Annotated in this window: 8 protein-coding genes; 3 read left to right on the plus strand and 5 right to left on the minus strand. The window is 65.8% G+C overall.

Annotated features, from left to right (window positions below):
* Positions 1-87: 87 nt before the first annotated feature.
* The 5 genes from QZ184_RS08540 to QZ184_RS08560 form a co-directional block, all read right to left on the minus strand.
* Entirely contained in the window at positions 88-2073 is a 1986-nt protein-coding gene (locus QZ184_RS08540) for a ComEC/Rec2 family competence protein (RefSeq protein ID WP_296419079.1), read from the minus strand.
* Between the two features lie 38 nt (positions 2074-2111).
* A complete protein-coding gene (gene glyQ / locus QZ184_RS08545; RefSeq protein WP_010318148.1) occupies positions 2112-2999 on the minus strand; it encodes a glycine--tRNA ligase subunit alpha in 888 nt (295 codons plus the stop codon).
* A 47-nt stretch (positions 3000-3046) separates the two neighbouring features.
* Positions 3047-3985 carry a hypothetical protein gene (locus tag QZ184_RS08550; RefSeq protein ID WP_296419082.1) on the minus strand — a complete coding sequence of 313 codons (939 nt, stop codon included), beginning with the start codon at positions 3983-3985 and terminating at the stop codon, positions 3047-3049.
* Positions 3982-4230, minus strand: a complete 249-nt coding sequence (locus QZ184_RS08555; RefSeq protein ID WP_010312864.1) for a hypothetical protein — start codon at positions 4228-4230, stop codon at positions 3982-3984. Before QZ184_RS08555 ends, QZ184_RS08550 begins: the two co-directional genes overlap by 4 nt.
* A 61-nt stretch (positions 4231-4291) precedes the next feature.
* Positions 4292-4954, minus strand: a complete 663-nt coding sequence (locus QZ184_RS08560) for a Fe2+-dependent dioxygenase (RefSeq protein ID WP_363159701.1) — start codon at positions 4952-4954, stop codon at positions 4292-4294.
* Between the two features lie 22 nt (positions 4955-4976).
* Here QZ184_RS08560 and QZ184_RS08565 point away from each other — a divergent pair, with 22 nt between their 5' ends.
* From QZ184_RS08565 to QZ184_RS08575, 3 genes are all read left to right on the plus strand, one after another.
* A complete protein-coding gene (locus QZ184_RS08565; RefSeq protein WP_296416311.1) occupies positions 4977-5972 on the plus strand; it encodes a multicopper oxidase domain-containing protein in 996 nt (331 codons plus the stop codon).
* Positions 5973-6046: 74 nt separating this feature from the next.
* Positions 6047-6820 carry a hypothetical protein gene (locus tag QZ184_RS08570; RefSeq protein WP_247479390.1) on the plus strand — a complete coding sequence of 258 codons (774 nt, stop codon included), beginning with the start codon at positions 6047-6049 and terminating at the stop codon, positions 6818-6820.
* 7 nt (positions 6821-6827) lie between these two features.
* Positions 6828-7992: iron uptake porin (locus QZ184_RS08575; protein WP_363159704.1), on the plus strand; the 1165-nt coding region annotated here is incomplete at its 3' end.

Consider the following 7992-nt stretch of genomic DNA (forward strand, 5'->3'; position numbering starts at 1 on the left):
CCCTTCAAACGATTTCGAGTCGTTCGCTTTCGACCACTCAGCCACCTCTCCAGGCGACCCGGCCAGTGTACGGATCAAGCCGCCAGCTCAGCTCTGGTGCCATCCGCTGGTGGAACCGGCAGGGGGCCACCAGGCCGCAAGCCCCCGGCGCTTTTGGAGCTCCTTGCGCTCGCGCGCCGTTGGCACAAAGCCCAGCCAGAGCGAGCCGCCGCCGCGGCCCTGGCGACGCCAGCTCCACCAGGCCTGCCGATCGGGCAGCACCTGCCAGCGCTGCCGCCCAGCGCTCAGCAGAAGGCCCTGGCTATCGGCGCTGAGGCGGCTCACCTCCAAGCCTGGACTCCTGAGGCGCTGCTGCGGCAAGAGCCGATCGACCGTCGTCAGCGCCAGGCGCGACCAACAGCCCTTGGGCTCGGCCGGCAGCGGATCCAGCAGGAGCAGCCAATCGAAGCGGGCAATCCCCAGTCCCTGGGCCAGTTGCTCCGCGCGGCGGCAACTGCTGGGGTCGGCCTTCAGGCTCACCAGGCCAGCCCGGCCCTGGTGGCGCGCCACGATCCACTGACGCGGCGCCTGACGCACCAGCAGCAACTGGTCTCGGCTCTGCTGCCAGAGGCGCAGGCCGAGGGCCAGCGGCAGCAGCGGCAAGACCACCAGGCGCCAGCGGCGTGCCGCCGGCAGCCACCACGGCAGCAGTCCCGCCAAAGTGAGCAACAGCAACAGCGGTCCCAGCCGGCCGATCGGCAACTGGGCCAGCGGCAAGCCCGCCATCAGCTGCACCAGGGCCAGCAACAGCTGGGCCAGCGGCACCAGCAGGAATGCCATGGCCGCGAGCAGCGGTGGGAGAAGCACCGCCGTCAGGGCCATCGCCATGGCCCCCAAGGTCAGGGGCGTCAGCAGCGGAGCGGCCAGGACATTGGCCAGGACGGCGTAACTGGGCACCACCCCGAAGTGCAGCAGCTGCAGCGGCAGGGTCCAGAGCGAGGCGGCCAGGGGAATCGCCATTGCCCCGGCGGCCCAGCTCGGGAGCCAAAGGCCTAACCGCTCCTCCAGCGGGCCGGCCGAGAGGATCAAACCCGCCGTGGCCGCCGCGCTCAGCTGAAAGCCCACATCCAGCAGCCAGCTGGGGCGCCAAAGCAGCATCAACAGCAGACAGAGCAGCAGCAAGGCCAAGGGCCGCGAACGCCGGCCGCTCTCCTTCAGGACAAACGCCATCGCCCCCATCAACAGGGCCCGGACCACCGAAGCCTGACCACCCGCCAGCAGGCCAAACATGCCCATCGCCCCGAAGGCCGCCGGCCAGCGCACCAGGGCCGAAGCACGCCGCGTCAGCAGTAGCACCGCCCCAAGCAGGACGCTCAGGTGAAACCCACTGGCCGCCAGGGCATGGGAGAGCCCCGCCGCGCGGAAGGCCTCCTTGACGCTCAGCGGCAAGGGGACCATCGCCTGCCCCAGGACCAACGCCGCCAGCAGCCCCCCCGGTTGCTCTCCGCCTACCCGCCGCAGTTCCGCCGCAATCCGTCGCCGCAGATCCGCCAGGGGTGTGGGCGGGCGGGCGATCAGGCTCCAGCGCTCAACCTGGAGTTCACTCCAGACCCCTTTGCCGGCCAAACGCTCCGCCGCCCCAGGCAGCAGGGGGTGCGGTCCCGAACGCAAGCGCTGCAGACGTCCCTCAAGCTGCAGCCGCCAGCCCTGCTGGAGCTGCGGGCAAGGGCGAAAGCGCAAACGCAGCCGCCCCTGCGGCAGCTCCGCCAACACCGCACAGCCCTCGCCCATGGGACGCGTGTCCTGGAGCAGGCCGGCCTGGAGCTGAACCGGGACGGAACGCTGCGCCGCCGGGATCCAATGCACCGGGTCCGCCGCCAAGGGATGGGGACGGCCGATCCAGCCCCAGGTCCCCAGAAGCAGCAGGGCCAAGAGCAGCGCAAGCCGCCTCAGTAACGGCCAGCCCCTACGGCTGCAGCCATCGAACTGGAGCAACCCCAGCAGAACAGCCAGAGCGGTTCGAGCGGCGAGCGGAAGGGGCAGCACCCCAAGCGACAACGCCGCCAGGGCTCCGCACAACAGCAGCAGCGGCAAACCTCACCCCAGCCGGACTGGGGTGAGCGTTCCCGCAGTTAGGCCGGGACCGCCGCCTCTTGCTTGAGCAGCGGGAACCCCAACGCCTCGCGCTCCTCCAGCCAGGCCTCGGCGACTTGACGGGCCAGGTTGCGGATGCGGCCAATTGTCGCGGTGCGCTCCGTCACCGAGATCACGCCGCGGGCCTCCAGCAGGTTGAAGGTGTGGCTGCACTTCAGCACAAAGTCCAGGGCCGGAGCCGGCAGCTTCTTGGCCACCAGGTCCGCCGCCTCGGCCTCATAGATCGCAAACAGCTGTTTGAGGCGCTCTGGATTGGAGGCCTCGAAGTTGTAGGTGCACTGGCCCTTCTCAAACGGCAACCAGATGTCGCCGTAGGAGCGGTTGCCGTCCCAGGAGAGATCCCAGATGCTCTCGACGTCCTGGAGATACATGGCCAGACGCTCCAGGCCATAGGTGATCTCAATCGACACCGGCCGGCAGTCGATGCCACCGCACTGCTGGAAGTAGGTGAACTGGGTCACCTCCATGCCGTCGAGCCAGACCTCCCAGCCCACACCCCAGGCGCCCAGGGTGGGGGACTCCCAGTTGTCCTCCACAAAGCGGATGTCGTGCTCCTTGGCGCGGATCCCCAGGGCCTCCAGCGAGGCCAGGTAGGTCTCCTGGATCGCATCCGGGCTGGGCTTGATCAGCACCTGGTACTGGAAGTAGTGCTGCGCTCGGTTGGGGTTATCGCCATAGCGGCCATCGGTGGGCCGGCGGCAGGGCTCGGGATAGGCCACCGCCCAGGGCTCAGGACCAATGGCCCGCAGCACCGTGTGGGGGCTCATCGTTCCCGCACCCTTCTCCGTGTCGTAGGGCTGAAGGATCAGGCAACCCCGCTCGGCCCAGAAACGGTTCAGGGTCTGGATGATGTCCTGGAAGTGCACGGATGCTGTGGCGACTGGGTGGGCAGGGCTGCCTTGGGGGATTGTCGCTAACCGCCCGCCAGCTCGACCGCCTGCAGCCCGCGCTGGGCAGTCACCTGCAGCACCACATCGGGTGAGCGGCCGGCCACCAGTGCCGCTTCCGGCATGCAGACCTGAAGACTGCGCGTCATCGCCTCGAGCTCTGGATCACTCAGGCCAGCACCCGTCTGTTGCTGCTGGGTCTGGTTCTGCTGGCGCTTCCAGGCCATCACATGGGAGAGGGCTGTGGGCCTGAGCTGCCAGAAACAATCGAGCTCGCGCCAGAGCGCTTGGTAGGGGGCGAGGTTCCGCTGAATCACTGGCCGGTAGGCCGATTCTCCGGGAGCCAGGGACATCAGATCAGGCTCGCTCGCCGGCCAGGGACCCGCCCCGACAAACCAGCCCTCCAGGATCAGCAGATCGGCCTTCAGCGCCCTCCAACCGGCGCGATCCCCGCAGCCCTGCCGTAGGGACTTGTCAAACACGGGGGACTCAAACGCACCGTCGCTGCGCCACTGGCGCAGGCAGTGCTGCAGGAGCTCCACGTCATGGCTACCGGGTATGCCCCTGGGCGCCCGCCAAGGGTTGCCCCGCATCGCCGCGTCCAGCGCTTGCCCCTCGAAATAGAAGTCATCGAGGGACACCACCTCAACGGCCAGGCCCTGGGAGGCCGCTGCCCGCTTGAGCCAGGCACAGAGCGTTGTTTTGCCGCAACCCGGCATCGCCGCCAGGCCCAGCAGGGAGCGCTCTGCGCCGCGATCCAGCCGCTGGAGCTGATCCAGTAGGGGTAAACCCACCGCTGCAATCCAGGCCGGATCAACGCCGGGCGGCCAGAGCTCCTGGGCAATGCTCAGGCCACCTCTGGCGCTCCAACTGGCGATCCACTGATCCAGCGAGCTGTAGCCCAAGGCGATGACAAGGTCCTCAAACCCCGCAATCTCCCTGCAACGCTCGAGGGGCAAGCTCAAGGGGTGGGCTTCACCAAGGCACCGCCATTGCAGAAGCGTGCGGACCAGGCCTTCTGTTCATCCAGGCTCAGGCTCGGTTGATTGCGCTGATACCACTCCAGCGAGGTGTTGAAGCACTTGTTCCAACGCACCGACTGCCCGCCAATCGCACCGAGGGACAGGGCAATCGACACCGAACTGGCCGTGGCAATCAGCGCCAACACCGGAAAGAGGTGGGCGTTGATCATGTCCCGTGCCTTGCTCATGAACCGTCAGCCGATCACTGCCCAGAGAGTAGTGATCACAGAACTGAATGGACAGAGCCCCTCAGCAATCCCAACGCCGCAGCAGGTTGCTGTAGCTGCGGCTGATGAGATCAAAGACCTCGTCTTTTCCCGTTCTTGAAAACAACGCCCTGCGGGCCGTATCGAGCTCAAACAACAGCTCCCGCTGCTCCGCCTGGCGAATCCGGCTCTCAATCCAGCCCACCAGCACATAGCGCTCCCCTGCCAGGACCGGCTCCACGCTGTGAAGTTGCGTACTGGGATAAACCAAACCATGTCCCGCAGGCAGGCGGAAGCTCTCGCTTCCCCCAGGAGTCTCCAGCGTGAGGGCACCCCCGTCGTAGTCAGCAGGCGGGCTTAAAAAGACGGTGAACGAGAGGTCGCTCCGTCCTCCCTCCATCCAGGCGTTGTCGATGTGACGCCCATAGCCCTCGCCAGCGGTGCAACGGCTGAACAGCAAGCTGTGGATCGAGCGCGGAAAGGCCGCAGCCTGAACTAGGGGATGCGCGGCCAAGCGCGGTTCAATCGCAGCCACCAGCTCCCGGTGCAGCGGGCTGGAGCGATCCAACTGCTGATTGTTTTTCACCCCCCGGGCATGCCAACCCGCGCTCTCCTGCCCCGAGCGCCAGTCCGCGGCGCGGCGCAATCGCCCGCAAATCTGCGCTGCCTGTTCAGGAGACAACAGGGGCTCCAATGAAAAGCGCATCGCGTGACGACAGCAGCGACTGATGCATGATCGAGCAAGCCGCGCCGATGCGCTGGATCCCTCTCTCGCGACGGGTTGGTCACGCCGGCGCCTCCTGCAGCTGGGAACCCTGGTGATCGGCGGCGGAACGCTCGCTGGCCTTGGCTTGAAGTCTTCGGCGCAAGCGAAGCAGGAACCCGTCCCGCCGTTTGATCCCACCGAGGCCCTACGGGCGTTCAACCGCGGGACTCGCATCGAGGAAAACGGACGCAGCATCAGGGTCTTTGAGGTGGAAGCGCAAAGCACCACGGTCCCCCTTGGAGCGGGCGTGTTGTTTCGGGCCTGGACCCTCGAGGGCCGCATCCCTGGACCGACCCTGCGGGCCCAACAGGGCGAGCGGATCCGGGTGGTGTTCCGCAATGGAGACAGCACCTCCCACAGCCTTCACTTCCACGGGGTCCATCCAGCGGCCATGGATGGGATCGAGCCGGTGCGCCAAGGGCGCAGCACGATCTATGAATTCGACCTGGATGAGGCCGGGCTATTCCCTTATCACTGCCACATCGCCCCAGTCACCCGGCATGTGGGCAAAGGTCTCTTTGGCCTGCTGCTGGTGGACCCCATCGTTGCGAGAGCACCAGCCGATGAACTCGTGCTGGTCATGCATGGCTACGACCTCAACAACGACGGGCAAAACGAGCTCTATGCCTTCAACGGGCTACCTGACTGGTATCACCATCACCCCATCCAGATCCAACAGGGACAGCTCGTGCGCCTCTATCTGTTGAACATGACCGAACTGGAAGCGCCGTTGACCTTCCACATTCACGCCAACAGCTTTGATGTCCTCCGCTCAGGATTTCGTGAGCGAACCGATGTGGTGACGCTTGGAATCGCGGAACGCCAAATTCTCGAATTCCGCTATCCCTTCTCAGGGCGCTACATGTTCCATCCCCATCAAGATCAAATCGCTGAGCGGGGCTGCATGGGACTGTTTGAGGTGACCCCTGCACGGGATCGCCAACCCAGTGCCATTTGATACGACCTGGCGTGACCTGAGGGCCTCGACAAGGGGCCGCAGGACGACAAAGTCGGTGCTCAACCTGGCGCGACATGGCCGCTCCCCGCAAAGCCCTTGAGCTGTTTCTCAGCCTCAGCATGAGCACTGGGGCGGTGCTGGCACCCTTCAGCCCAGCGCTGGCCGCCCCCGCTGACCACCATGGCCACAGCACCAGCCTGGGAGAGGGGGGTGAAGGCGGTGAAGGGGAGCGCACCATCGACTCCGAGCTCGATCTGCTGGTGGTCCTCGAGCAGATGCGCGGTCACCTGCTCATCGCCGAAGAACTGCTGGCCAGCAACGACCCCAGCGGGGCTGAGCCCCATGTGGGACACCCAGTGGACGAGCTCTATGGCGCCGTGGAGTCCCCCTTGCAGGAGCGGCAGATCCCGAGCTTCAAATCCCAGCTCGAGGACCTGCGCCAGCAGGTGCGGCTCAATCCTGAGCCAGCTCTGGTCAAGGCAAAGCTCGGCACTGCGCGCCAAGGGATTCAACAGGCGGAACGGGCCCTTGCGCCGGCACCCCTCAGTAGCCCCCAGGCGATCGCTGTTGCTCGCGCCCTGGCCGCTGTCGCCGCCTCGGAATACACCGCCGCAGAAGCGGGGGGCCAGATCGTCGAGACGATCGAATACCAAGATGCCCGCGGTTTTCTGCTGGCTGCCTCCGCCGTCATCCAAGCGGCCCTGGCGCAACCCAATACGGAGCGCTCAACGCTGATCCAGGCCCAAACCACCCTGCAAGCGATGTTGCAGGCCCTGCCCAGTGCCACCCCGCCGCAACGGGTCGGCGTGAGCCCCCTCCAGCTGCAAAGCCTCGCGGGCCAACTCTGACCCTGCCATGACGATGATCACGCGGCTGAGTCCGCTCCTCCTGGCTGGCCTTTTGGGACTGAGCCAGCCCAGCCCCGCGGCGGAGCAGGAACGGGTCAACACGCTGAGCCAGTTCTCCGATCTTCAACCCAGCGATTGGGCCTATCAAGCACTCAGCAACCTGATCGAGCACTACGGCTGCGTCGCCGGCTACCCCAACGGCAACTTCAGCGGGACGCAGGCACTGAGCCGCTACGAGGCCGCCGCCCTGCTGAACACCTGTCTCGATCGAATCACAGAGGTCACAGATCAACTCAAGCGACTGACGAAGGAATTCGAGCGGGAGCTGGCCGTCTTACGAGGCCGGGTCGATGCCCTTGACGCCAAGGTGGGCGTGCTGGAGGCCAGCCAGTTCTCCACCACCACCAAACTCTCCGGCCTGGCGGTCTTCGTGGTCGGTGGCAACCAGTTCTATGGCAATGCCCAAAGCCGGAACGTGAGCCGCTGCCCCGAAACCCTGGACGTCGAAAAACAAAACGACGACCCCCAGTTCCTGCAGTACGGCATTGAACAATCCAGGCGCTGCTTCGGCGCCGCCTCCTTCAACTACGAACTCGAGCTGTACTCCGACACGAGCTTCAGCGGCAAGGACCTGCTGCGCCTGGTGATGCGGACCGGAAACTTCACGCTCTCCAGCAATAGTTTTGGAGGCCCCTTCCCCGCACCGACCCACCTCTCGCAACTGGAGGTGGCCTTCCAAGAGATCGGGAAGCCCAACGAGATCTCAATCGACCGGCTCTTCTATCAATTCCCTGCCGGCGACTTCACCGTCTCACTCGGTGGGCGCATCGGCCAGGACGACATGCTGGCCATCTGGCCCAGCGTCTACCCCAGCCAGACAGTTCTCGATGTCACCAGCGTCAACGGTGCACCCGAGGCCTACAACAAGAACCTCGGCACCGGGGCGGGACTCTGGTGGCAAAAGAGCGGGTTTGCCGTGAGTGCGAACTACGTCGCGGACCGCGGCGGCCTCGGCGATCCAGCCCTGGGCGGCATCGCCACCGCGGGCTCGGGTGGAACGGGCACGGTCCAGGCCGGCTACAGCCACGATCGTTTTGGGATCGCAGCCATCGTCTCTCAAATCCAGAACCAAACCCCCTGGATTGGCTACAGCACCAACTTCCTCAGCGGAA

The organism is Vulcanococcus sp. DEBay_Sum22DG08_74, from assembly GCF_017852955.1.
GTDB lineage: Bacteria > Cyanobacteriota > Cyanobacteriia > PCC-6307 > Cyanobiaceae > Vulcanococcus.

Excerpts from the sequence above, each read along its gene's own strand:
- QZ184_RS08555 (WP_010312864.1), bottom strand. The coding sequence starts at position 4,230 with ATGAGCAAGGCACGGGACATGATCAACGCCCACCTCTTTCCGGTGTTG.
- QZ184_RS08560 (WP_363159701.1), bottom strand. The coding sequence starts at position 4,954 with ATGCGCTTTTCATTGGAGCCCCTGTTGTCTCCTGAACAGGCAGCGCAG.
- QZ184_RS08565 (WP_296416311.1), top strand. The coding sequence starts at position 4,977 with ATGCATGATCGAGCAAGCCGCGCCGATGCGCTGGATCCCTCTCTCGCG.
- QZ184_RS08570 (WP_247479390.1), top strand. The coding sequence starts at position 6,047 with ATGGCCGCTCCCCGCAAAGCCCTTGAGCTGTTTCTCAGCCTCAGCATG.